Annotated in this window: 18 protein-coding genes; 4 read left to right on the top strand and 14 right to left on the bottom strand. The window is 71.5% G+C overall.

Annotation, left to right across the window (positions count from 1 at the left end; all coding sequences use genetic code 11):
- Window positions 1–261: 261 nt before the first annotated feature.
- The 5 genes from ABZY44_RS30470 to ABZY44_RS30450 all read right to left on the bottom strand — a co-directional run bounded on the left by ABZY44_RS30470 (window position 262) and on the right by ABZY44_RS30450 (window position 7,071).
- Window positions 262–489, bottom strand: a complete 228-nt coding sequence (locus tag ABZY44_RS30470) for a hypothetical protein (RefSeq protein ID WP_356659429.1) — start codon at window positions 487–489, stop codon at window positions 262–264.
- An 852-nt stretch (window positions 490–1,341) separates the two neighbouring features.
- Window positions 1,342–1,866 carry a tetratricopeptide repeat protein gene (locus ABZY44_RS30465; protein WP_356659427.1) on the bottom strand — a complete coding sequence of 175 codons (525 nt, stop codon included), beginning with the start codon at window positions 1,864–1,866 and terminating at the stop codon, window positions 1,342–1,344.
- A 1,088-nt stretch (window positions 1,867–2,954) separates the two neighbouring features.
- Window positions 2,955–4,046 carry a PP2C family protein-serine/threonine phosphatase gene (locus ABZY44_RS30460; RefSeq protein ID WP_356659425.1) on the bottom strand — a complete coding sequence of 364 codons (1,092 nt, stop codon included), beginning with the start codon at window positions 4,044–4,046 and terminating at the stop codon, window positions 2,955–2,957.
- Between the two features lie 618 nt (window positions 4,047–4,664).
- Window positions 4,665–5,867 carry a heparin lyase I family protein gene (locus ABZY44_RS30455; protein ID WP_356659423.1) on the bottom strand — a complete coding sequence of 401 codons (1,203 nt, stop codon included), beginning with the start codon at window positions 5,865–5,867 and terminating at the stop codon, window positions 4,665–4,667.
- Window positions 5,868–6,567: 700 nt separating this feature from the next.
- Window positions 6,568–7,071 (bottom strand): GNAT family N-acetyltransferase, encoded by a 504-nt coding sequence (locus ABZY44_RS30450; RefSeq protein ID WP_356659421.1) that lies wholly within the window; start codon window positions 7,069–7,071, stop codon window positions 6,568–6,570.
- Between the two features lie 203 nt (window positions 7,072–7,274).
- Here ABZY44_RS30450 and ABZY44_RS30445 point away from each other — a divergent pair, with 203 nt between their 5' ends.
- Window positions 7,275–10,916, top strand: coding sequence for an NB-ARC domain-containing protein (locus ABZY44_RS30445; protein ID WP_356659419.1), 3,642 nt, complete (start codon window positions 7,275–7,277; stop codon window positions 10,914–10,916).
- Window positions 10,917–10,990: 74 nt separating this feature from the next.
- Here ABZY44_RS30445 and ABZY44_RS30440 read toward each other — a convergent pair whose 3' ends face one another.
- Together ABZY44_RS30440 and ABZY44_RS30435 are read right to left on the bottom strand one after the other, a co-directional pair.
- On the bottom strand, window positions 10,991–11,992 hold the full coding sequence (locus tag ABZY44_RS30440) for a Ku protein (protein ID WP_356659417.1): 1,002 nt from the start codon (window positions 11,990–11,992) through the stop codon (window positions 10,991–10,993).
- A 161-nt stretch (window positions 11,993–12,153) separates the two neighbouring features.
- Complete coding sequence (locus ABZY44_RS30435; protein WP_356659415.1) at window positions 12,154–13,104, bottom strand: SDR family NAD(P)-dependent oxidoreductase; 951 nt, start codon at window positions 13,102–13,104, stop codon at window positions 12,154–12,156.
- A 317-nt stretch (window positions 13,105–13,421) separates the two neighbouring features.
- Between ABZY44_RS30435 and ABZY44_RS30430 the strand changes: the two genes are divergently transcribed.
- On the top strand, window positions 13,422–14,165 hold the full coding sequence (locus ABZY44_RS30430; protein ID WP_356659413.1) for an intradiol ring-cleavage dioxygenase: 744 nt from the start codon (window positions 13,422–13,424) through the stop codon (window positions 14,163–14,165).
- A gap of 81 nt (window positions 14,166–14,246) precedes the next feature.
- Here the strand turns inward: ABZY44_RS30430 and ABZY44_RS30425 are convergent, their stop codons facing one another.
- The 3 genes from ABZY44_RS30425 to ABZY44_RS30415 all read right to left on the bottom strand — a co-directional run bounded on the left by ABZY44_RS30425 (window position 14,247) and on the right by ABZY44_RS30415 (window position 16,482).
- Window positions 14,247–14,969, bottom strand: a complete 723-nt coding sequence (locus ABZY44_RS30425; RefSeq protein WP_356659411.1) for a triacylglycerol lipase — start codon at window positions 14,967–14,969, stop codon at window positions 14,247–14,249.
- Between the two features lie 343 nt (window positions 14,970–15,312).
- The gene (locus tag ABZY44_RS30420) at window positions 15,313–15,774 is read right to left on the bottom strand and encodes a M20/M25/M40 family metallo-hydrolase (RefSeq protein WP_356659409.1); all 462 of its coding nucleotides are present in this window, start codon (window positions 15,772–15,774) and stop codon (window positions 15,313–15,315) included.
- Between the two features lie 153 nt (window positions 15,775–15,927).
- Window positions 15,928–16,482 (bottom strand): isochorismatase family cysteine hydrolase, encoded by a 555-nt coding sequence (locus tag ABZY44_RS30415; RefSeq protein WP_356659407.1) that lies wholly within the window; start codon window positions 16,480–16,482, stop codon window positions 15,928–15,930.
- Between the two features lie 428 nt (window positions 16,483–16,910).
- Between ABZY44_RS30415 and ABZY44_RS30410 the strand changes: the two genes are divergently transcribed.
- Both ABZY44_RS30410 and ABZY44_RS30405 read left to right on the top strand, forming a co-directional pair.
- Window positions 16,911–17,801, top strand: a complete 891-nt coding sequence (locus tag ABZY44_RS30410; protein ID WP_356659405.1) for an SDR family oxidoreductase — start codon at window positions 16,911–16,913, stop codon at window positions 17,799–17,801.
- A 143-nt stretch (window positions 17,802–17,944) separates the two neighbouring features.
- A complete protein-coding gene (locus tag ABZY44_RS30405; RefSeq protein WP_356659445.1) occupies window positions 17,945–18,727 on the top strand; it encodes a DUF72 domain-containing protein in 783 nt (260 codons plus the stop codon).
- Window positions 18,728–18,805: 78 nt separating this feature from the next.
- On the opposite strand, the gene ABZY44_RS30400 is transcribed toward ABZY44_RS30405, so the two are convergent.
- The 4 genes from ABZY44_RS30400 to ABZY44_RS30385 all read right to left on the bottom strand — a co-directional run bounded on the left by ABZY44_RS30400 (window position 18,806) and on the right by ABZY44_RS30385 (window position 21,398).
- Entirely contained in the window at window positions 18,806–19,306 is a 501-nt protein-coding gene (locus ABZY44_RS30400) for a metallophosphoesterase (RefSeq protein ID WP_356659403.1), read from the bottom strand.
- Window positions 19,307–19,573: 267 nt separating this feature from the next.
- The gene (locus tag ABZY44_RS30395; protein WP_356659401.1) at window positions 19,574–20,227 is read right to left on the bottom strand and encodes a DUF3618 domain-containing protein; all 654 of its coding nucleotides are present in this window, start codon (window positions 20,225–20,227) and stop codon (window positions 19,574–19,576) included.
- The gene (locus ABZY44_RS30390; protein WP_356659399.1) at window positions 20,203–20,640 is read right to left on the bottom strand and encodes a phage holin family protein; all 438 of its coding nucleotides are present in this window, start codon (window positions 20,638–20,640) and stop codon (window positions 20,203–20,205) included. The genes ABZY44_RS30395 and ABZY44_RS30390 overlap by 25 nt, the downstream gene beginning before the upstream one ends.
- A 2-nt stretch (window positions 20,641–20,642) precedes the next feature.
- Window positions 20,643–21,398 (bottom strand): hypothetical protein, encoded by a 756-nt coding sequence (locus ABZY44_RS30385; protein WP_356659397.1) that lies wholly within the window; start codon window positions 21,396–21,398, stop codon window positions 20,643–20,645.
- Window positions 21,399–21,642: the final 244 nt, after the last annotated feature.

Genomic DNA, 21,642 nt, shown 5'->3' with positions numbered 1-21,642 from the left:
CGCAGCCCGCCAGGCAAATTGCCGCTGACACCCACCTCGCTGCCGCGAAGCGAATGCAATCGGGGCCCGGTAGGGGGGTGCGGCCTTTCGGGTCCAATGACAGACCCACGCAGAACCGACTGTGCCGGGCGGGTCGGTTGCCGATCTTCTTCGCCTGTTCACCACGCCCCTCGCTCAGACCGTGACGGGTTGTCCGTCGGCCGAGGACGCACGACATGGATGCTGGCGTGGCTTGGCCGTCGGGGCAGGCAGGCCGGGTAGCTAAGGAGTGGTGCGCGGGACTTCGGCTGCACCGCCCGCCTTTACGGCGTCGACGACGCGTTCGTGGAACACGGCAAGACCTCCTCGCGGAAGCGGGGCCGGACTGCCTGTGAGGGTGTACCACTCCTCCGCGCCGGTGTACTGGATCCGGACCTGCACACTGTTGTCCGGACCGACCTCGGTGGTCAGGGTGACGTCGCCGGTGATGACACCGACCTCGTCTGTCATCACCCCGCCGGACCCGGCCTTCACATGGGCGGTCAGGGGTACCGAGCTGCTGGGACTGCCGGCATGGCCGGGGCGCGGGGCAGCGTCTGGCTGCGGGAGGGTCATGAGGGGTACGTCTCCAGCATCTCGATGAACTTCGTCATTTCGGCCTGAGGGGCGGCGCCGGGCTTCCCGGCACCGGTGACGGTGATCCCGTCGTCGATGGACACCCAGTTACCCGACACGGCTCTGCACTCGCTGTCGCGTTTCACGTCTTCCTCGGACCGTTTGCAAGGCCATCCACCAGGAGAACAGCCGTGAGCAGGCCGACATGCGGCCGCGCCTGACGAGGCATAACCACCCCAAACCATGTGAAGGGACCTACGCGAGGTTAACCGCGCGCCTACCCCGGAAGGCTTAGGAATAACACGTCCAGCGGAGCTGGGGACGGAAGGGCCGTCCTTCCCGTCGATGACTTGACGGAACGGCGTTCGATCACGTTCTTGCGCACGCGGCTGTGGCCAGTTTCCGCGGAGTGGCCTCGATGGGTGTCGCGTGGACCCGTCCGGGTCGGGCGTGGACCGGAGCGTAGACACCGCGGGCGGCCGCCTCGTCCGGATGGATCGCCTTCCACCTCCGCCGGCGGCCCCGCGGGCTCCGGATCCACGGCGAACGTCCCCGACTCCATGAGCACGGGGAGCTGCACCCCGTTTCCGTACGGCCGAGGTCAGCTCGGCACCGCATCCCGCACACCCCGAGAACGGACAATCGTCCTCCGCCTGGGAAACAGAGGCATCATCGCGGCCTGACAACGGCCGACCAAGCCGTTTCCGATCAGGGCACGGAGACGGGCCATCCCCCTCACCTTTCCCTTTACTGCGGCTCATCGGTCGTCTGCTGCACGCCGTCCAGATCGTCGGCGTAGTGCTCGATCGCCCGCCTGTAGTCCCGTACCCGGCGGTCACCGCTGGTGGCCGCCAGCGTCAGCAGCAGCAGTCGGACCGCCTCGCGGTCTTCGCCGACGTTGTAGAGCGCCATGGCCAGGAAGGCCTGCAGCGCCGGGTCGTCGGGGAACTCCTCTAGCCCGCGACGCAGCGTCTGTACAGCTGCCCCGTACCGGCCCAGGACCCGGTGAGTGCTGCCCAGCCCGAGGAAGGCCCCGTGACGATCCTCCTGTGTGAGTCCCGCACCACCCAGAGCCCGCTCGTAGAACGGAACGGCCTCCGCCTCCAAGCCGAGAACGTCGTGCGCCCAGGCGGTCTGATAAGCGATCTCGGCGTCTCTCGGGTACCGCTCGACCAGCTCCGCCAGTTGTTCCCGGGCCTGTCCGGCCTGGCCCTGTCCCCTCAGCAACACCGCTCGCGCCAGCGCCGCGTCCCTCCCGTGATCATTGCTCATGACGCCTACGCTGGCACACCACACCCGGCCGGAGAAACACCACCCCCGGCACGGCCAGCAGCCAGAAGCCGGCGCTCCGTAGCGCGGTGGCGGCTCGGCCACGTCTCGGGCGGTGGCGTCGGCCGCTTCGGCGGCATGGGCGGGCGACTTCCAAGTACACGCGGAGGGGCCCGGGTGCGTGTCCGCACCCGGGCCCCGAAGGAACTGCTACACCATCTGCCGGCCCTCGTGCCGTGCCGGCGTTCTGTTTCCGCCCACCCGACCTGACCTCTGTCGGGGGTGCGGGGATCGCGGTTGCTTGACCGGAGACCACCTCACTATCGATGTCCTGCGGTACCCGGGCTCAGCGCTCGACCCGGGCGATCCTGATGGCGGCCAACTCCTCCGTTCGTCCCTCTGGATCACTCATTTACCGAACGGAAACTGGAACTGCGTCTTGCTGGTGCTGATACCGCGAACTTTGTTCTACTCATGTCGCGTACTGCGGGTGGCTTGTGACAGCGCCACTCTTCGGCAGCCAGCCCCGTCGCCCGTCGTGCGTCTGCTCTGGCTTGGAACCCCACTGCCGAACTTCCGATGCGCGCGCCCGCAGCCGACGCCTTCACCGGGTACCACTCACACCACTTCACTGCTGGGCGTTGCCCACTGCGCTACCGCTCGTGGCGGCCCCTGATCACCGCGGGCCCCCCGGTCCGGTCGTCAGCTCCGTCGCCGTCCTGCAACCGCTCTGGCTTCGGAACTCCACCACCGCACCGTCCAACACACTGCAATTACGGGTATTGCCGGTACTGCTGCCCGGCAGTTCGTATCTGCCGGGCCCTGCGGTCTCTCTGCGTTACGAGAGAAACCATACCCACCTCACCGCCGAATGTCTACTCTGACCGTAATAGATTTCCGAGAGCGTGGCGGGAAGATAATCGGTTCCGGCGACGAGGGCCTCCTCCCCGAAGCGGCGCAGCGGCACGGGCACCCGGAGGCCGGGGGCGCGCCGCTTCGCGGCGAGCCGGTGCGGAGCCGCACTCGTCAGCTCGATCCTCCCCCTCCCCCACCCCGGCCCCGGCCGACCTCCGCTCACCGGACACCGTTCCTCAGGGCTCACCCAGGCGTACGGCGAGGGCGGCGATGTCGTCGTCAAGGCGCCCCCTGCTGTAGCGGAGGAGGTCGCGGTGCAGCGCCGTGAGCAGTTCGCGGGGCGGCGTCGGGGGCTGTCCGCGCATCCAAGCTGCCAGTGGGAAGAACTCGCCGTCGCGGGCGCGGGCCTCGGCGATCCCGTCGGTATAGAGGAGCAGCAGGTCACCGGGGCCGAAGTCGAAGGTGTCGACGCTGTAGTGATCACCGATCAGCCCTGCGAGGCTGAGCAGCGGCGAGGGAGTGACGGCCTCGAGGACACGGAGTTTCCTGCGGGTCAGCAGCAGTGGGGGCGGGTGTCCGCAGTTGAGGATGTCGATACGTCTGCCTTCGCGCGGGATCTCGGCGAGAAGGGCCGTGGCGAAGCGCTCCATGGGCCCGTCGGGGGGAAAGGCGGCGTTGTAGCGGGTGCTGCTCGTGTCCAGCCTGCGTGCGATGTCGACCAGGTCGGCCTCACCGTAGGCCGCCTCCCGGAAGGCGTTGACGATGGCCGCGGCCGCCCCCACTGCCGGCAGGCCCTTGCCTCTCACGTCACCGATGAGCAGCCTCACCCCGTACGGCGTGTCGACCACCTCGTAGAAGTCCCCGCCGATGCTGGCCTCCGCCGCGGCCGCGAGGTACAGCGACTCGATTTCGATGTTCCGTACGCGGTGCGGCATGGGGCTCAGCACCACCTGCTGCGCCGCGTCGGCGACGAGCCGTACCTGGAAGAGGGTGCGCTCGCGCTGGAGCCGCACGTGGCTTCCGTACGCGGCGGCCACCGTGACCGCGATGATTCCCGCAGCCGTCCACCAGGTACCCAGATCGGGGAAGACCAGACCGAGACCGATCATCAGGAAGAGGCAGACCGTGCCGAGCAGGACCGTGGGCAGGACCGGCCACATGGCGGCGGCCAGCGCCGGCGCCGCGGGCAGGAGCCGGCTGAAGGCCATTTCCGGCGGCGTGGCGTAGGCCAGGCTGGCGATCACGACGGTCAGAATCACCGGCGACAGCCGCACAAGTCTTCCCGGGCCGGGGCGCCGACGGAGCCGCGGCCGTCCGGACTCGATCATCCTCCCACCATATCTACGTAATGGGGACATAGCGCTCTGGCGAATCCGCCCGGCCCCGACAGGCCCACAGCTGCGGCCAACCGTCAGGCCCGGCCGACCCCACGCGCGGCCGCCCCCTCGGCCACGTCCACATCCGCGACCTCGACCGCACCCCTCCCCTGGCCCCCGAGGCCGCGACTCGACCGGCCCGGCGCCCTCCACCCCGCTCAACCGTCCGACCGACGCCGACCCGCCTTCCGCGAGGAACCCGATGAGGCCATCCGGAGATGGTTGAAGCCTCGGTCGTCATTTTATTCGCCACTGTGTTCGATTTTTGAAGTGGAACCGACGCCTCGGTGCGTCCCAGATCCCCGCCCCTGGCAGATGCGCGGTCCCCCGATGTCCTGGGCCGGGTCCTGTCGGACGCGGGCTGATCTTGTCGACGGTGCGCGTACCCGCGCGGAGCCGCTGGCGCACCCCGCACGGAGCTGCCCGGCGCGATCCGCGGAACGTTCCAGTACGCCGGAGCGCACGGAGGGCGTCCAGCGTCCACCCGCAGCCCGGGGCACCGTGTCCGGTGGCCGCCACATGGCGGCCACCGGACACGGTGCGGGCCTCCCGCGCCCGAGGCGCGATGTCCTACAGGCCCAGGGGTCGGGCCTCCGTCACGCTCGCCCAGTCGTTCTCCGGATTCGCCCAGAACGAGATCTTCACGTAGCGCGCGTCCAGCGACCCTTGGCCGAACAGCACGGTCTCGGGTGACAGGGTCGTCCCCGAGCTGCGACCTTCCCAGGCCTTGGTGTACGTGACGCCGTCCGGCGAGACGTGGACCGTGTAGTCGTTCCACCTGAGGTCACCGCGGTGCCAGGCCGTGGTCGCGCCGCAGAGCTGTCGGACCGCGCCGGTGTCGATGACGAGCGCCGCCCCGAAGCCCTGGCCGGACCAGCGTGTCCCGAGGTCGCCGTCGACGGCATGGGACGGCGGGTTGGTCGGCTCGTACGTGGAGGCGGAGGCGGCTGTCGGCGTGACCGGCCGCGTGCAGGTCCGCTGCGGGGAGACGTCCTGGTGTACGGCTCGTTCGTCACCCAGTCGCAGGGCGTCGTAGTACATGACCCGCTCCGTGGTGGTGGAGGGGGCGCCGGTGTTCCAGTCCCACTTGTAGATGCCGAACTTGAAGTACGGCGAGCGCGGCCCCCCTCCGTGCGTCGCCCCCGTGCGGTGCACGACCCGCTCACCGTTCCTCCATACCTGGAGCAGGCCGGTGCTGTCCGTACGCCAGGTCACGTGAAAGACCCAGTCGGCCCAGACTCCCGTCGTGTACGGACCCAGGTCGATCGTCTCGCCACGGAAGTCGATCTTCCAGCGGCCCTCGTCGGTGAGCAGGGCCAGAGGCGGAGAACCGCCGGGGCAGCCCGAGTCGCACTGGTGCCACTGGCTGACGATCTCGGCGGATGTGTCGGCCACCCAGGTCGACGGCAGGTTGATGCTGAAGCCGTACCAGCGCTCCGCGCCAGCGGGTTGCTCGTCCCGCTGCGACACCTCGGCACGTTTGCTGCTGGAGACGACCGGGTCGGATTTGCGGAGCTCGAACCGGGCGGCGTGGGAGCCGTCCCGGACGGGTGACGTGACGTCGGTCGCGCCGTAAGCCGTCGCCCAGTGCTTGTTGAAGTTCGGGGGCGCCGCGGCGGGGAGGGTGCGGTCTGCGGACTGCTCCCAGTCGAGGGTGCGCTGTACACCGGCGGGGTCGGCATGCGCCGTCTGTACGGGGGCCAACGCCACCCCCACGGCGGCCACGGCCGAGACGAGGGCGGACAACCAGGCTTTGGCATGCGATCGGTTCATACTCGAGCTCCTCCGGAGACGCTTCGCGGATCGGTCCGACGCGCTGCGGTGCTGGGCTCGGACTCTTCCCCCCGCGGTGGGGTCGTGCAAGGGTCGACGGCCCGGCGCACGGTGGTGTTCGGGAGCGGCGAACGCGCCACCGGCGGGACCGCCGATCCCATCCTCCGAGGCCAGGCGCCCGAGCGGGCCGGAGCGGACAATAAGCCCACCGGACCGGTCCGCGCACCGGGCTGGGGCGGGGACCGGGCTGGCCCGCACCGCGGTGTCCTGTGAGAGGCTGCAATCGATTTCATACGCAACGTACACAACCGTCATGTACACGTCAGCGTCCTGTGCAAACCCGTGTCGTGCGCACCTAGTTGGGGACTTGCCAAGCGCCACAGGGGTTGACGCGGGCCTCACGGGAGGCGATGCTCCCTCGGCAAGGCCCTCCTGGACGCCCAAGGTGTCGACGCCTGTCCGGCTGTCCGGCGGTCTGGCGCCCCATCGTGGCAGTTATGTATGAAATCGATTTCACGCGGAAGGTGAAAAGCGAACGTTCTCCACCGTCATGCCAGCACACTGAACCTCAACCGCGCCACGCGGTGGAGCTCGACGACCTGGCCGTCCCGACCGCTCTCGCCTACGTCACCGCTGCGCCCCATCGGTGTCGGCCGAGAACAACTCCTCAGCGAAAGCGACGGCCTGAGGAGTCATCGCACTACCCCTCTCCTTCGACGCGGTAGACGCGCAGGCCCCGGCGCTGGTAGTTGAGGAGCGCACTCGGGTGATCGTTGGAGTTGGTGTGCAGCCACACCCTGCGAACGGTCTCCGCTTCCAACGGTTCAGTCGCCCAGGCCTGCCGCAGCGCCAGCGTCAGGGCGTGCCCACCGAGACCCCGGCCGACGTACTCCGGCAGGAGTCCGAAGGTGCGGATCTCCACGTCTCCGCCCGGCTGGGGTTCCAGCGCGGCGATCCCCGCCGTCTCGCCGTCCCTCTCGAGCAGCCAGTACTGGCGGTGCGGGTGTGCCTGCGCCACCTCCTGCCACTCCTGGTCGGAACGCATCGAACTGCGCCACCCGTAGGCCTCTCCGACCCGAGCCTGCACCGAGCGAACCAGCGCCGACAGTCCCGCCTCGCGCCGAAGCCCCAACGACGGCACGACCCGCCCGGGCCGCAGCTCACCGCGATGGGTCATCTCCAGATACGTGACAGTCTTTTCCATCCCGGCACGCTACAGGAGCCGCAGACCCCGCACTGGTCCTCCGGCCCGGCCCGGCCCGGCATGCCCGCACCCGCACCCGCACCCGCACCCGCAGTTGCAACCGCCTGGAGCTGTGCCACACCCCCTGCGCCACACCCCCTCGCTCGCACCCCTCCGCACGCGGCGGTAGCCTCCGCTGCGAAGGGGGTACAGGGATGCGGCACGTGGCAAGAACGGTGGCGATCTGCCTGGCGGCGGCCGTGGCGGCGGTGGTCGCCGTGCTGGCCTCGCTCGCGGCCAACGCCGCGACCTCGCAGGACCGTTGGCCCGGCCCGCTCGACGTCATCCGGGCCGAGCCCTGGCCCTGGGTCGGCGGGCTCGGAGCCGGTGCGGTGGTCCTGGCCGTGGCCGCCGTCCTGCTGGGCCGGGAACCCGCCGGGGCCGCCCAGGACCCGCCGCCGCCAGGGCCGCCCGTCGTCCCGGCGTGGGTCGTCGACCGCTCGGAGACCCGCCGAGCCGTCGCCGCCGTCTGCGGGCGCGGCGCCGGCGCGGTGGGGATCACCACGGCCCTCGAAGGGGCCGGCGGCTTCGGAAAGACCACCCTCGCCGCGCTCGTCTGCGCCCACCGGCGGGTCCGCCGCCGGTTCCGCGGCCGCGTCTACACCGTCACCATCGGCCGGGACGTCCGCGGCCGCTCCGCGATCGCGGCCAAGGTGGTGGAGGCCACGGCCTTCATCACCGGTGATTCCACGGCCTTCGAGGATCCCGACCGCGCCGGCGACCACCTGGGGCGGTTGCTGGACCAGCGCCCCCGCACCCTCCTGGTCGTGGACGACGTGTGGGAGCCGGAACAACTGGCCCCCTTCCTGCGCGGCGGCCGGAACTGCGTACGGCTGGTCACGACCCGCGTGCCGGCCACCCTCCCCGACGGCGCCAAGCGGGTACGGCTCGACGAGATGACGTCTGAGCAGGCCCGTGAGGTCCTGACCCGAGACCTGCCCGAACTGCCGGAGGAGACGGTAGCCGGACTGCTGCGCGCCACCGGCCGGTGGCCGCTGCTGCTGCGGCTGACGAACCGTCTGATCGTCCGGCGGACCGCCACCGGCGCCGCCGCCGCCACGGCGGCGGCCGAGGCACTGGAGGACCTGCGCACGAGCGGCCCGGCCGCAGGAGAGGCCCCCGCCCTGCAGCTCGACCTGGACGACCCCGCCCGCCGGTCCCGGGCGGTGCGGGCGACCGTCGAGGCGGCGACGACCCTGCTCCCGGACGGCGGCGCCCGACGGCTCGCCGAACTCGGCGTCTTCGTGGAGGACGAGTCCATCCCCGTACCGCTCGTGGTACGGCTGTGGGACGCCACCGCAGGCCTGACCGAGACCCGCTCCCGGGACCTGTGCGCGGACCTCGACCGGCTCTCACTGATCACGCTGGGGCCCGGGGACGGCGGCCGGATCGTCCTCCACGACGTGCTGCGCGACTACCTCCGCGGCGAACTGGGTGCCGTCGCTCTGGGCGAGCTGAACGCGACCCTGGTGGCGGCGGTCCTACGGGACGCGGCTCCGCCCGGTGGTTCGACGACATCCGGCCGGAATCTGGCGCCGCGGCCCGGCCGCCGCCGCGGCGACGGAACCGAACCCGACACCGACATGGCCAGGACGCTCGAGGCGGCGGCCGGGAACGGATATGTGCTGGACCACCTGATCGAGCACCTCTTGGCGGCGGGCGAGACCGGGCGGGCCGAACGGATCGCCGGAGACCTCCGGTGGGTGGAGGCACGCCTCCACCAGCGCGGCCCCTCCGCGCCCTGGGGGGACCTCGCTCGCATCCCCACGGACGGCGCGGCCGCACTCGCCCGTGACCTCAGCCGGATCGCCCACCTGCTCTCCCCCGTCGAGCCGGCCCGGATCCTGACCGCCGTGCTGCACAGCCGCCTGGCCGGTCTCGCCCACTGGGCCCGGCAGATATCCCTCCGTCAGGCCGACGAACCCGGCCTGCGGCCGCTGCTCGCCAACCACTGGCCACTGCCCGACACACCGGACCCGGCGCTGCCCCGCGACCTCTCCTGGCCGGGGGACCTCGAGCAGCCGGTGCTCTCCGTCGCGGCGGGCCCGGACGGAGCGTGGGTGGCGACGTGCGATGCCACCGGTGAGGTGGTCGTCCGGGAGGCGCGTACGGGCACCATCCTCGCCCGGCACCGCTTCCCCGACGGCACGGACGCCCTCCTGGCCGACCCGGCGGACGGGGCGTTGATCATCGCCTCGGGCCGGACCGCGCTGCGGGCGGACCCACTGCATCCGGACCAGGCCGTTCCGCTGTTCACCGCCCCCGAGCGGCTCCGTCGGCTGGCCGCCGCCCCTGATGGCCGCTGGTACGGAGCGCGTACGCGACACGGGTACCTGTGCGTGGCGGACGGCAGCACGGTCGCGGCCCTCGCACGTCGCTCCGGCGGCGACGGCCCCGCGGACACGCTCGCCGCCTCGCCGACCGGCCACAGGCTGGTGGCCTGCGAACACGGCGGGTGGCTCGCGCTGTGGGACATGACCTCCCGCAGGCGCCTGACACGCATCCGGGCGAGCCGGGCGGCGGCCGGGTGCACCGCCGCCTTTTCCGCGGACGGCCGCTCCCTGATCACCGCGGACGGCGAGGGCGTGGTCCGCCGCTGGTGGATCCTCGGCGTATTGCCCCCGCGGCTCTACGAGGACGACTCCCACGTCATCACCCGCGACGCCGGCCCCGTCGTCCGCCTGGCCGTCGCGCCGGACGGCTCCTGGTGCGCGACCGCCGGTACCGACGGACCGGTACGGCTGTGGGACCTGCCGGACGGGCGCCCCCGCTCGGTCCTGCTGGGCCACACCGGCACCGTCAGCACCCTCGTGATCTCCCCGGACGGCTCCTTGCTCGCAGCCGTCGGACCGTTCGGCGCGCTGCGCGTGTGGGAGACCGCGGTCAGTCGGCCGGGGGACGCGGCCGAACGCCACCTGACCCGGAAGGTGCTCGCCGTCGCGTACGCCCCGGACGGCGCTCGGCTCGCCTCGACGGGGGACGACGACAGGGCCCCCCTGGAGAACCGAAGGTTCGTCAGAGAGGTGTTGCTGCACCGAGCGAATGACGGGACGGTGACCGCGACATCCCATAGCACGGGCTGGTCGGGCGGAACCTCACTGTGCTTCGCCCCCGACGGATCCTGGCTGGCGCGCGGGGCGACGAACGGCGACGTGTCGATAGGGGACGCCGGATCCGGAACGTACCGTTCGCTGTCGGCCGTTCGGCACTGGCAGAGCGCGGTCAACGCGCTGGACGTGGCGCCGGACGGCAGTCGGCTGGCCACCGCGGCGGGCCAGGCCGTGCGGCTGTGGAACCCCGTGTCGGGCGAGCTGCTCGCCGACCTCGAGACGCAGAGCGAGGCGCACGCGGTCCTGCTGTTCGCGGACGGCTCCTGCCTGGTGACCGGCGAGGCGAACGGCGACGTGTGGATCTGGGACCTGTTCAGCCGGACCCGGACGGTACGGCTCCACGGGGGTCGCGGCGCGGTGTTGGCCCTGTCCCTGACGTCGGACGGTCGCTGGCTGTTCGGTGCGGGGCACGACGGGACCGTACGGCTCTGGGATGCTCGGACAGGCGCGTACCGGGCACTGCCCACCGGCAGCTCCCGGCCCGTGCGATCGGTGGCCGCCTCCCCCGACGGACGGTGGATCGCCTCAGTGGGCGACGATGCCACGGTCCGGGTCTGGGACCGGGCCGGCGGGCAACTGGTGGCCGCACAGCGGACGGAGGGCGCGCTGCGCACGTGCAGCTGGCACCCCGATGGCGGCGAACTCGCGGTCGGCGGGGACCGGGGGATGTACGTCTACGCGTTCCGGCCGGCCTGAGAGAGCCCCGGTTCGCGTCGTCGGCACCTGCCTGGTGGGCGGCCTGGTAGGCGTCCTCGGCGGGTGGCGGTGGCTCATGAGGCGTGCTTCAGGGCGTCTACCAGGTCCTCGCGGGTCATGTGGGAGCGGCCGGGGACGTTGGCCGCGGCGGCCTTCTTGTAGAGGTCGGCCTTCGTCAGGTTTCCGAGGTCCTGCTTCTTCGGTGCGGAGTGGACGCGCTTCTTGCCCGTCGGCTTCTTCTCGTGCCCCGCGCCGGAACCGGCGGTCCGGCCCCGTGCGGTCGAGGCCTTGTCTCCCCCGGCCGATCGGGGGCCGCGGGCGCGGTCGACGCTGGCGCGAAGGGCTTCCATGAGGTCGACGGCTCCGGTGGGCTCGGCTGCCGGCTCGGCCTTCTCGACGGTCTCGCCCGCCTGCTTGGCCTGGATCAGGGCGGCGACCTTCTCCTGGAAGGTGTCGTGGAAACGGTCGGGCTCCCATTGCATGGAGAGGGCCTCGATGAGCTGTTCGGCCATGTGGAGTTCCTTGGCCGAGGCCTTCGCCTTGCCGGGCAGGTTGTCGATCTCGTCCTTCGGGTTCCGGATCTCGTCGGCCCAGTGGAGTGTGTGCAGGGTCAACAGGCCGTCCTCGGCCTTCAGCGCGACGAGGTACTCGTGCTGACGCATCACGAAAGTGGCGATCCCGGCCTTCCCCGCCTTCGCGAGGGCCTGCTCCATGAGGCTGTAGACCTTCTCGAAACCCTTGCCGCGCGGCCCGAGGTAGTAGGTCCTGTCGAAGAAGATCGGCTCGACCTCGTCCAGGTCGACGAACCCGGCGATCTCCAGGGACTGGGAGCGGCCCGGGGCGATCTCGTCGAGTTCCTTCGGCTCGACCAGGACGTACTCACCGCCGGCGTCGTAGCCCTTGACGATGTCGTCGAGCTCGACTTCCTCGCCGGTGCGCTCGTTCACCCGCCGGTTGCGGATCCGGTCGGAGGTGCCGCGCTGGAGCTGGTGGAAGTGGACCGTATGGCTGTCGGTCGCCGTGTAGAGGCCCACGGGCAGGCTGACCAGCCCGAACGAAAGATTCCCAGCCCACACCGGTCGCGCCACGTCCCTCACGGCCTTCCACTCGTTCTCGGACCCCCAGCTCACCGCCTCGGGCCCGTGATCGCATCCGCACCCTACGGAGACTCACGGCGACAGCCGGCCGTCCGCGGCGGCGGCCGGGCGGCTGCCCGGGCACCAACGTGGCCGGGCGCCTACCGGAAGCCGAGGTGCGGATCGGTGCCGGCCAGCTCACCGCTGGCGGTCCACAGGCGGGCGGCGACAGCCGGATCGGCCATGTGGGGAGGGACGGGCTCACGCCGTGGTGTGCCCCGCAGGCCGAAGACCCTCGGCCCCCACAGCTGCCCTCCCTGGACGTGCGGGTCGAGGACGGCACGGACGACGGGCCGTGCTCCGGCGTCCTTGCCCTGGAGCAGGATCCCTGCGGGCAGGGCGCGCAAGCGCTCGCCGGGGGTGGTCACGCGGACCGGCGGCCGGGACGGTGTGAGGGAGTCCAGTGCGCCGCCGGGGTGGGCCACCACACTGAGCACGGTGCCGGCCGCGGCACGCAGGCGGCGATCGAGTTCGAAGGCGAAATACATCTGCGCCAGCTTCGATCGGCCGTAGGTCCGCTTGGGCCGGTACTCCCGGGTGGACTGCAGATCGTCTAGGTCCAGTCGCTCGGACCGCGCCGCGAAACTGCCCACGGTCACGATGCGGCCTGCCGGTGCGGCGCACAGCAGGGCGGCCAGTCGCTGGGTGAGTGCGAAGTGGCCGAGGTGGTTGGTGGCGAACATCAGCTCGTGTCCGTCCCGGCTCTCCCGACGCGGCGGGTCGTCGAGCGCGACCCCTGCGTTGTAGACCACCGCGTCGAGACGATCGACGTCCAGCTCCTGCGCGGCGGTCTCCAGGGACGACAGATCGGCGAGGTCGAGTCGAAGGTGCCGTACGTGCGCGCCGGGGACGCGCGAGCGGATCGACGCCATGGCGGCGTCGGCCTTCACGGCGTCCCGGCAGCCGATGACGACGACGGCGCCGGTGGCGGCGAGCTGTTCCGCGACGAAGTAGCCGATCCCGGCGTTGCCCCCGGTGACCAGGAAGGTCCTGCCCTCGACGGACGGCAGCCGGTGTACGTCCCACGGCCGGCTCTGGGATGCGGAAGACACGATGACGGGCTCCTTTGCGCGCGGGGCAGCGTGCTCTTGGCGAGCACCAACCCACCCAAGGTCGCAGCGTGCACCGCCAGACCACCGACAGACAGCGGTCACCACCGACAGGCGCCCGACAGCCCTGCGGACGCGTCGGTGTCCGGTGGGCGGGGGCGGGGGCGGGGGGCGTGGGCACGGGCGTGGCTGGGCCGTGGCCGTGGCCGTGCGAGCCCAGGCGGCGCGCAGCATGGTCCCCGGGAAGGCATTCGGGTGGTGTGCAGGGCGTGTCGGTGGATCGGCACGACGGGCTGGCGGGACGGTGGACGAGGGGGGCCGTGACCGCCGTCCGAAAGGCCACCATGAACGACGACGTCTCCCGCGGGATCGGTCGCCGAACGCTGCTCACCCTCAGCACGGCCGGACTCGCGGCTCTGGCGACGGCCTGCTCCACGCGCCTCGGCGGGGCCGCGACGTCCGAACCCGTGCCCGCGCCGGCCGTCGCGGTCGGCGCTGGCGACTCCGCCTCACCGGGCGGCGCCGCACCCCTGTGCGTCCTGGTCCCGGAGACCGGCGAGGGCCCCTACTACGTACCCGACGCCCAGATCCGTTCGCACATCGTCGAGGACCGCAAGGGCGTCCCGTTGCGCCTGGACCTGACGGTGGTGAGTACCGCGCACGGTTGCCGGCCGATGAGCAACGTTGCCGTGGACGTCTGGCAGGCGGACGCTCTGGGCAGGTACTCGGCGGACGGCAAGACCTTCCTGCGCGGTACCCAGGTCACCGACGCGGCCGGCAAGTTGACCTTCCGTACGATCGTTCCCGGCTGGTACGCCCACGTGGCACCGCACGTCCACTTCAAGGTCCGCCCCGACGCGCACACACAGTCCTCCTCCCAACTGTTCCTGCCGGAGGAACTACTGCTGTCGGTGTTCGCACGCGAGCCGTACTCCCGGCGGGAAGCACCCGCGCACCCCAACACCCGGGACGACCGCTTCGAAGCCAAGGGCCGCTCGTTGACCCTGCGCCCGGTCGTGGACGGGGCGGGATACCGGGCTTCCTTCGTGGTCGGCATCGCCTGACACCGGGGGCACCTCGTGCGTCGACCGCGATGGCCGTGACTACGGCCGATGATCCGTGACGGTCCGGCCAGGGCGTGGACATCAGCTGATGTGTGCCTGGACACCCGCGTAGATGTGCGCGTCCGCGGGGAAGGCGGTGTGGAGCAGACAGGGGGCCTGCGTGTTCACCGCGCCGACGAGAGCTACGCTGCTGTCGGGATTGATGATCGTGTCGCACGGGGACCACCACGTGGCGTAGCGGACGCGGCCCGGTGTCTCGTCGCCGGCGTTGAGGGCGTTGAGGAAGGCGGACCCGGGACGCATTTCGGTGCAGGAGGGCCCGCCACACCAGCGAGCGGTGCCGGTGCCGTGGTTGGGGCCCGCCAGCGAGACCCATGCGTCGACCTTCGCGTCGCCGCCCAGGTTCTTGAGGTAGTAGCGGGAGGAGAGGGCGCCCAGGGAGTGGGTGACGAGATCGACCTTGGCGGCTCCGGTTGCCGCCAGGACTCGGTCGATCTCCGTAGCGAGCTGGGCAGCGATCGTGACGTTGGACTGGAACGTGGGGTAGGTCCACTGATCCAGATGATCGGCGGGCCAGCCGTGGGAGCGAAACCGGTCGGCCATGGTGTTCCAGGTCGATCCGTCGCTGTTCCAGCCGTGTACGAAGACCACGGGGTCGGGCGTGTTCGACGCGTGGGCAGGTGCGGAAGGTGCGGCGCCGGCCGGTGGGGCGAACGCGGCCAAGGCGAGAACCAGGGCGAGGGCTGCTCGGCGCAGGAACGGGCTCAGGCGCAGGAACGGGCTGGGGCGCGGGTACGGATGCATGGGCCCGTTTTTAGCGGCCGGTCTCCGCTCTCCGCACCGCTGAATTCGCCCCCCTCACCCGTGTGGGCGGTGCCCTTCACCCCAGGAACGTTTCACCCGCGCCGGGCAGGCCGAGCGGCGAGCTCTCGTCCTCTCGTGTCCGCTGTCCTGCCCTCCCTCGCCCTCAGCCCTCATGCCTCCGGCAGTTCGCCGAGGAACCCGGCCAGCGCGCCGACTCCGAGGCGAAGCGCTCGGATCTCCACCCGCTCGTCCGGGCAGTGCCAGCGGTCCCCGGGGAGGCCGAGGTCGGCGCCGGCTTCCGCGGGGATGAGGCCCAGCGCGGGGGCGTCGGTACGGCCGGCCGTCAGCCGGGCGACCTCGACGGAGGGCCGTGTCCAGAGTCGCTCGGGGACGGTGAATCCCTCCTCCCTGGGGGCAGCGAACGTACCCGTCCCGAGCCGATTTCCTCCTCGCCCTCGATCAGGTACTTCACGGTGACCGCCGGGGCGGTGCGCCGCGCCAGATGCGTGCGCAGGGCCCATAGGTGGCTCATGACCTGCCCCTTGGCGTCCGACGCACCGCGGCCGTGGAGCCGGCCGTCGCTCAGGAGCGGCGAGAACGGATCGGAGACCTGCCATGCGGGGGGCTCGACGGCATGGACGTCGTGGTGGCTGTAGACCAGCAGCACCGGTGCTTCGGGATCAGCCGCGGGCCAGCAGGCGTGGACGGCGGGGTGGCCTTCGGTGTCCCACACCTCCGCGCGGGGAAAACCGGCGCGGGACAGTGCTTCCACGAGCCATTGGGCGGCTTCTCCGTCGCCCTTCATGTCGTCCTGCTTCTCGTCCGGCTCCGCGGGTGTGCGGACCGGACCGGGCCGGGACGCTCTCAGCGGGCGCCTTCCCGGGTACAGGCCGCTCCTTCCCGGGGGCGCCGTGGCCTCGCCCCGCCCATGGCCGCATGCCGCACCCGGGCACGGACGTCACTGCGCCGGTCTGGCGTCGAAGGCGATGTCGTCCACCGGGGAGATGACGGCGGACATGTTGGTGCGCATCATCCGCAGGGCTGCCTGGGCCAGGTCCGCGTCGATGTGGGCGACCCCGTCGGACGCCACTACGACCTCGAAGTGGCGGATGTGGGCGTCCAGAGCCGAGTACAGCACGCACTGCTCGGTCACCTGGCCGCACAGCACCAGACGCTCGGTCCCGAGTTGGCCGAGCAGGTAGGCCAGAGGGGTTTCGAAGAAGACCGAGTGCCGCGCCTTGACCACGAAGAGCGAGTTCTCGTCGGGGGCCACGGGCTTCACCAGCTCGGAGTGCCGGCCGGCCAGCGCGGCTTGCAGGATCTCCCCGTGGTGGGAGCGCCACTCGCCGAAGTTGTCGTTCACGTACACGACGGGCGACGCGCTCGCCCGCGCGCGCTCGAGCAGCGTCGTGATCGCGGGGAGAGTGTCACGGACCGACGGCACCAAGGCCTCGGCGTCCTCGTGGGCGTAGGTGTTGAGCATGTCGATCACGATCAGTGCCGTTCCGGGCATGGAGTCGCCACCTTCTACTCGTCCTGCGGGCGGAGGCGGGGCCCGGCCGGGGCCCTGGCCGGGGCCCTGGCGGGGGCGATGACCACGCGCACCGCGGCCCGTCAGCGGCGCCTCTGCGCACCAGTGTGCCCCGCGCGTGCACATCGCGCCCCGTCGGCCGACCCGAGGACGGGAGCGGCGGCCTCCACCACCTACGTGCCGTGGGCGGGGCCGCCGACGGCACGTAGCGATCCACGTGAGATGCAGGCAGATGTGGGTACGCGCACCCTGAGCTTGTCATCCCACCTCACGACGAGCCCCGGCCACTTGCCGCAGTCGTTGCGGAGCGGCTGCCCTTTCCCGTCAGTCCCGGGCAGGCAGGCAGAACAGGCTGCCGGTGGCGGCCGCTCCTCGATCCGCCGCCCGGACGGGCGCACCCTGGAGATCCCATGTCCCACGCAGCCTCCCCAGTTCCCGACCCCGTGACCCGACACCCCCGCCCTCCCTTTCCCGACCAGCAGCAGGACCACCCCGGCTTCACCGAGGAGATGGATCCGCGACCCGACCACGGCGAGGCCTCCTACCGAGGTCACGACCTCCTCCTCGACCGGGCGGCGGTCGTCACGGGAGGCGATTCCGGTATCGGCAGGGCCGTGTGCCTTGCCTTCGCCCGGGAGGGCGCGGACGTCGTCTTCACCCATCTGAGCGAGGAGTCGGACGAGGCAGCGGAGACGGCCCGTCTGGTGCGCGAGGCGGGCCGCACGGCGGTGCCCGTCGCGTGCGACATCCGCGACGAGGCCCAGTGCTCGGATCTGATCGACCGGGCGGTGACCGAACTGGGGCGCGTCGACATCCTGGTGAACAACGCCGCCTACCAGATGTCCCAGCCCGACGGGATCGAAGCGATCACCACGGAGCAGTTCGACCGGGTGATGAAGACGAACCTGTACGGGATGTTCTGGCTGACCCGCAAGGCACTCGCCCACATGCCGAAGGGCGGCTGCGTCATCAACACGACGTCCGTCCAGGGCTACCAGCCCAGCCCGCACCTCCTGGACTACGCCATGACCAAATCGGCGATCGTCTCCTTCACCCACGGGCTGGCGCAGATGCTGGCCGAGCGGGGCATCCGTGTCAACGGCGTCGCGCCCGGTCCGGTGTGGACTCCGCTCATCCCCGCGACGATGCCGGATGCGAAGGAGTTCGGCAAGCAGTCGCCCCTGGGCCGGCCGGCCCAGCCCGCCGAGATGGCACCCGCGTACGTCTTCCTCGCGTCGCCCCAGGCGAGCTACATCACCGGCGAGATCATGAATGCCACGGGCGGCACCCCCCTGCCGTGACCGGGCCGTGGCGAGGGCGCACCGGCACGAGACCGCGCCCCGCGCCTCGCACGCGCGCCACGACTCCAGCCCCGCGGGCGGGCACGCCCCACCGCAACCGGGGCTGGGGCATGGTGGAGTCCGCCCCGGGGCAGGCGGACCGTATGGTCCTCTTCGTCGGCACGTCGGGATGGCAGTACCGGGACTGGTCGGGTGTCTTCTACCCGCCTGACCGGCCACAGCGGCTGTGGCTGGAGGAGTACACGCGGCACTTTCCCACGGTGGAGGTCAACAACGCCTTCTACCGGTTGCCCGCACCCGAGACATTCGCGCAATGGCGGGCCCGCACTCCGGTCGGATTCGTCATGGCCGTCAAAGCGAGTCGCTTCCTGACCCACGTCAAACGTTTGCGGGATCCGGCCGAGCCCGTGCAACGGCTCATGACGCACGCCGCTTCCCTGGGCGACAGGCTGGGTCCGGTCCTCCTCCAGTTGCCGCCGACGCTGCGGGCCGACGCGGCCGCACTGGACGCCTGCCTCGCATGCTTCCCCGCCGGCACGCGCGTCGCCGTCGAGCCGCGCCACCCGTCGTGGTGGTGCGATGAGGTGCGCACGGTGCTCGTGGAGCGTGGCGCGGCCCTGTGCTGGGCCGACCGCGGCTCGCGCCCCGTCACACCGCTGTGGCGGACGGCGGACTGGGCGTACGTACGCTTCCACGAGGGGCGGGCCAAGCCGGCACCCCGCTACGGCCGGACGGCCCTGCACAGTTGGGCGGACCGCATCGCGGACACGTGGCCGCGCGACGCGGACGTGTACGCCTACTTCAACAACGACCCGGGCGGTGCCGCCGTGGTCGACGCGCGGGCGTTCGACCGGCTGGTGTCCGGCCGGTCAGCGGTCCGTCCACGGGTGATCGACGGGGTGATCGACGGGGTGATCGACGCGTGATGTGAGGCTGGGCCCGAGCGGCTCCGTCCAGGGCGGACGCGGGCGAGCATGCGGGCGGCCCTCGCCGTGCCGGAAGGGTCAGCGCCGCGGTGGCAGACGGTGGAGCGTCGCGTCGTACGCCTTCCCGTCCTCGACCGTCAGCGTCATGAACGAGCAGAAGGGCTGGCGCCTGCGGTCCGTGGGAGAGCCGGGGTTGAGCAGGCGCAGTCCACCGGCGGTGGTGTCCCAGGGGATGTGGCTGTGGCCGAAGACCAGGACGTCCACGTCGGGGAACCGTGCGGCGCAGCGCCGCTCCCGTCCGGCGGCCGCTCCGGTCTCGTGCACGACCGCGCAGCGCACCCCTTCCAGTTCGGCGTAGGCCACCTCCGGAAGCCTGAGGCGCAGTCCCGGGCCGTCGTTGTTGCCGTACACGCCGATCAGCCGGCGTGCCCGGGCCTCCAGCAGGTCGAGCGTGGCCTCGTCGACCCAGTCCCCGGCGTGGATGACGGCGTCGACGGCGTCGACGGCGGCCATGAGGGCCTCCGGCAGTGCAGCCGCGCGGGTGGGGAGGTGGGTGTCGGAGGTCAGCAGGAGCCGCATGCGTCCCACCGTAGGGCGCCCCGGCCGCGAGCGCGGCGGGGGCGCCCCGTCCGAGCGGGGTGCGGCTGTGGGGCTGTGCGGCGTCGCCAGTGGACGGTGTGCCCCGCAAGGGCGGACGGTACCTCCGCGCGGCTGCCCGCTGCGGTTCAGCTCACTGCGAGGCCGCCTTCGCGCGCGTCCGCCCCTACGGGGTCCCGGGATCGGCCGCCGAACGTTTCGTCGACTCTTCAGCCGGGCGTCGCACCTCCTGCCGGGTGGAGGAGGTCTCTAACTGCCCGGGGCCCGCCGCACTTCGGCGGCGGTCGCGTGGCCGACCTCGCGCAGGCCTTCAGCGGTCTCCCGACCGGCGTTCCGTGCGTGCTCGGTGGTGGTGCTGACGGCGTCCTCAGCGCTGCTCCTCACCGATTCCACCGCCTGGACGGCCGGCTCCTTGAGCTCATCGCGGACTTCCCCGGCGGCCTGGACGGCTGTCTGCTTGACGGGCTCCAGCAGCTCCTCGGAGTGATCGCGCAGCTGCTGTCCCGCTCGTTGCTCGGCCTCGGTCGTCGGCAGAAGGGCAGCTGCGAGCATTCCGGCGCCGAAGGCCATCAGCCCTGCGGCCAGGGGGCTTCCCTGGGTCTGCCGCCTTATCTGCGCGGGGGCCTGTTGAACGGCCTCCTGCACGTTGTGGCCGGCCCCCTTGCCGGCCGCCGCGATGCTGTCCGTGGCGTGGTGCAGGCTTCCGGAAGTTCCCTGTGCGGCATCGTGTGCTGTGCCCATCACGCGCTCCTTCACTCCGCTCACTTGCTGGCGCATCGAGTCGACCTTGCGACGCGCGACCTTCCGGGGCGTCAACTTGTCCGCCAGAAGGTCGACGTTGCGGGCCAAGTGCTCGCGCCGGTACTCCGCGGCGCTCCTCAGCTCGTCGGGTGTCGTGCCCATCGGGCGTCCTCCTTCAAGGTTTCCAGGGTCTGTTCCGGCTTGAGATGAACGGCGCGCAGTCGTTTGCGGCCCACCGTGTACAGGACCGCGCCCCCCACTGCCCACAGGGCAGTGACGATCAACCCGGCCCAGGCGGGATCCATCATGTTGGCCAGGGCGAAGACGAGAGTGAGGCTGGCGAACAGCACCACCACGTGTCCCGCGTAGCCGGCGCCGCCCAGCAGGCCGACGGCCTTGCCGGCCTTGGCGGACTCCTGCTTGATCTCGGCCTTCGCCAACTCGATCTCGTCGCGGACCAGCTGGGACACGTCCTGGCTGATCTCGCCGATGAGGTCACCGATGGACGGGTCGCCGACCGCCGCGGCGGGTGGGGCGGCCGGCGCGGGGGGTCGTTCCTGCGAGGAGATGGCCACGGTCAGACCCCCTCTCCGGGCCGCGGCACGCCGCCGTACTCCGGCGCACTCGTAGGCGGGTAAGCCGGCGGCGCCGGTGTCGTGTGCGGAGGCTGGGACTGACCGTAGGTGTCGAGGGGGTCCTCGTAACCCGCCGGGATCCCGTCACCACGGCCGGCAGGCGGAAGGTCGGCGGAAGCGGTGCCCGAAACGGGGCGTGGCTCGCCCGCGGCCGGCACAGCTCCTGTGTCCGAAGCGCCGTCGTGTTCGGCAGAGCCGGCAGCGCTGACGCCCTTGCCCGCGCGTGCGACCACGAACCCGGCCAGAGCGGCGCCCGCGAGGAAGACCCCGGGGCGTCGGCGGGCGAATCCCTGCAGGTCGCTGACCAGGCCGTCGGGGCCGCGCTTTTCGATGTGGGCAGCTACTTGGTGGCCGCCGTCGGCTATCTGACGCGCCACGTCCGCCATCGTCGAATCGGGCTTGCCGTTCTCGCCCAACTCGCTCAATTCCTGCGAGAGGCGGCGCACGTTCTCCGCGAGTCGCTGCGTCTGCGCTTGTGCCTGTCCGGTCAACTGCGTGCGCAGCTCACCCACCAGGTCCCGGGCCTGAGCGGACGCCTCGCCGACGACCTTCGAGGCCTGTTCCTTGGCGGTGCCACCCACCTCGGTGGCCTTGTCGCCGACCAGCGCGGCGCTCTCCCCGGCCTTGTCCTGAACGGTGTGTGCTACTGCCGTCGCCCCGCTCTCGTCCTGGCGGGCGACATCCTGGAAGTCACTCAAGGCTCCTCCTGGTGAAATCGATCGGGTCAACCGTTCACCGGGCGCCTGCCCCCCTTTCGGTCGACCACCCACGGCACACGCTCCGCATTTCACCGAGCGGCCGAGCGGCGATCGCCGCTCGGCCGCTCGCCGGGAGCGCCTGCGGGGGGGGGGGGGGGGGGGTCCCAACCGGGGCGAAATGAAGGTACCGAGTAGGGGGGTGCCGGAGCGGGGGGGCCCCGAGGGGGGGACCCCCACCGCCCCG

Origin of the sequence: Streptomyces sp. NPDC006544 (genome assembly GCF_040611715.1) — a bacterium.
Taxonomy (GTDB): Bacteria; Actinomycetota; Actinomycetes; order Streptomycetales; family Streptomycetaceae; genus Streptomyces.
The sequence above is the reverse complement of the archived record's forward strand: the minus strand, read 5'-3'. Positions and strand labels throughout refer to the sequence as shown.

What these genes read in the sequence shown, in the direction of transcription:
- ABZY44_RS30410 (WP_356659405.1), top strand. Translation starts at nt 16,911, where the DNA reads ATGTCCCACGCAGCCTCCCCAGTTCCCGACCCCGTGACCCGACACCCC.
- ABZY44_RS30465 (WP_356659427.1), bottom strand. Translation starts at nt 1,866, where the DNA reads ATGAGCAATGATCACGGGAGGGACGCGGCGCTGGCGCGAGCGGTGTTG.
- ABZY44_RS30425 (WP_356659411.1), bottom strand. Translation starts at nt 14,969, where the DNA reads ATGCATCCGTACCCGCGCCCCAGCCCGTTCCTGCGCCTGAGCCCGTTC.
- ABZY44_RS30405 (WP_356659445.1), top strand. Translation starts at nt 17,945, where the DNA reads ATGGTCCTCTTCGTCGGCACGTCGGGATGGCAGTACCGGGACTGGTCG.
- ABZY44_RS30460 (WP_356659425.1), bottom strand. Translation starts at nt 4,046, where the DNA reads ATGATCGAGTCCGGACGGCCGCGGCTCCGTCGGCGCCCCGGCCCGGGA.
- ABZY44_RS30455 (WP_356659423.1), bottom strand. Translation starts at nt 5,867, where the DNA reads ATGAACCGATCGCATGCCAAAGCCTGGTTGTCCGCCCTCGTCTCGGCC.
- ABZY44_RS30420 (WP_356659409.1), bottom strand. Translation starts at nt 15,774, where the DNA reads ATGAAGGGCGACGGAGAAGCCGCCCAATGGCTCGTGGAAGCACTGTCC.
- ABZY44_RS30470 (WP_356659429.1), bottom strand. Translation starts at nt 489, where the DNA reads ATGACAGACGAGGTCGGTGTCATCACCGGCGACGTCACCCTGACCACC.
- ABZY44_RS30400 (WP_356659403.1), bottom strand. Translation starts at nt 19,306, where the DNA reads ATGCGGCTCCTGCTGACCTCCGACACCCACCTCCCCACCCGCGCGGCT.
- ABZY44_RS30395 (WP_356659401.1), bottom strand. Translation starts at nt 20,227, where the DNA reads ATGGGCACGACACCCGACGAGCTGAGGAGCGCCGCGGAGTACCGGCGC.
- ABZY44_RS30415 (WP_356659407.1), bottom strand. Translation starts at nt 16,482, where the DNA reads ATGCCCGGAACGGCACTGATCGTGATCGACATGCTCAACACCTACGCC.
- ABZY44_RS30450 (WP_356659421.1), bottom strand. Translation starts at nt 7,071, where the DNA reads ATGGAAAAGACTGTCACGTATCTGGAGATGACCCATCGCGGTGAGCTG.